A 1785-nucleotide genomic window follows, 5' to 3' on the forward strand; every position below is an offset into this window, starting at 1 on the left:
GGGATAATAAATAGAAATAATCTACTGACTAGGAACCTCCTATCTCCTGACTCGGAGACTCGGAGACTCCTGACTCGGAGACTCGGAGACTCCTGACTCGGAGACTCGGAGACTCCTGATAACTGATAACTGATAACCGGTAACTGATCACTGATAACTGGAACTACCTGAAGCATTGATCCCCGTGGTGTGGTACTGTCAATTCAGTGTATTTATCGGCACTGGCTTAAGATTTGTCGCTATTGTCCTCCCCTTCTCTCGTCGCTGTTTTTGAGGCTTTCTATGACCGACATTCCTTTCACCCTAGACCAACTGAGAATTCTCAAAGCGATCGCCGCCGAAGGAAGCTTTAAACGGGCAGCAGATACCCTGTATGTATCTCAACCGGCGGTCAGTCTTCAGGTACAAAACCTCGAAAAACAGCTAAATGTGCCGTTATTTGACCGGGGCGGTCGGAAAGCCCAATTAACGGAAGCGGGATACCTACTCTTAAGCTACGGCGAAAAAATTATCACTCTCTGTCAAGAAACCTGTCGGGCGATCGAAGATCTACAAAATCTGCAAGGGGGAACCCTGATCGTCGGCGCTTCCCAAACCACGGGAACCTATCTTCTTCCCCGCATGATCGGGCTTTTTCGGCAAAAATACCCAGAAGTATCCGTACAGCTACAAGTTCATTCCACCCGTCGCACCTCTTGGAGCGTTGCTAACGGTCAAGTGGATTTAGCCATTATCGGGGGGGAAGTTCCCGCCGAATTACAAGAAACCCTGCGGATTATCCCCTACGCAGAAGATGAACTGGCTTTAGTCCTGCCGATTTTTCATCCTCTGTCTAAGGTAGAAATGATTCAAAAAGAGGATTTATATCGACTAAAATTTATCACCCTCGATTCCCAATCGACGATTCGCAAAGTCATCGACAAGGTTTTAACCCGTTGCGAGATCGATACCAAACGCTTAAAAGTGGAGATGGAACTTAACTCGATCGAGGCGATTAAAAATGCCGTACAATCCGGGTTAGGGGCGGCTTTTGTCTCGGTGACAGCGATCGAAAAAGAACTACAAATGGGAGTTATCCACGCAACTAGAATTAAAGATGTGGAAGTACGACGCACTTTGTCGGTAATTATTAACCCGAATCGCTATCGCTCGAAAGCGGCCGAAGCTTTTACCCTAGAAATACTACCCCAATTCTCCACCTATCCCGAATATCTGGCTGACGACCACAACTTTGAACCGATTCCTAACTCGCAACCCGCCGAAATTATTAGTAAATAAGTCGCTCGAGATGGGCAAAATCTCCCTCCGAACATTTAAGCTATCTCTTGGGAAAATTACTGGCCCGATAAATTACTTTTTTATCGACTTTAATCCAATGGAGACTCTCTAAACGACTTCTAAGATTAGTAATAGTTACTCCCAACTCGTCGGCGATCGCATACAGATGTCCCCATTTAGTCAAGTCACGTCCCTTGATGGCTTTCTCTAACTCACTCATCGGCATTAGTAAACAACTGGCAAAATATTGTGCTTGCCATTCAATTCTTTGACTAGAATCAACTGTCCGACACAGAAAAGGTTGAATTGTCTCTAGGGAATCTCCCTGATTGATTCGAGCCAAAAAGTGAGAGACAGCTGTTTGATTAATATGAAGGACAAAATGACCAATTTCATGGGCTAAACTCGAATTTTTAAAACCTTCTTTTGCTAGGGATGAATTTTGGTAATCTTTTAAGAATTTTACATCTTCATTGAGAATAATTTTCTTTTCCGTGGGAATAATCA

General features: G+C 44.4%; 2 protein-coding genes. One reads left to right on the forward strand and one right to left on the reverse strand.

Translation table 11 applies throughout. From position 1 onward, the window contains the following. Window positions 1-282: 282 nt before the first annotated feature. Window positions 283-1278, forward strand: a complete 996-nt coding sequence (locus PX636_RS21595; protein WP_002798348.1) for a LysR family transcriptional regulator — start codon at window positions 283-285, stop codon at window positions 1276-1278. Between the two features lie 40 nt (window positions 1279-1318). On the opposite strand, the gene PX636_RS21600 is transcribed toward PX636_RS21595, so the two are convergent. Continuing rightward, window positions 1319-1785, reverse strand: a 467-nt coding sequence (locus PX636_RS21600; RefSeq protein WP_288118808.1) for an ImmA/IrrE family metallo-endopeptidase, incomplete at its 5' end; no start/stop codon positions are given.

This window comes from Microcystis sp. M53598_WE2, assembly GCF_030067735.1.
Classification (GTDB): Bacteria; Cyanobacteriota; Cyanobacteriia; order Cyanobacteriales; family Microcystaceae; genus Microcystis; species Microcystis aeruginosa.

Excerpts from the sequence above, each read along its gene's own strand:
- PX636_RS21595 (WP_002798348.1), top strand. The coding sequence starts at position 283 with ATGACCGACATTCCTTTCACCCTAGACCAACTGAGAATTCTCAAAGCG.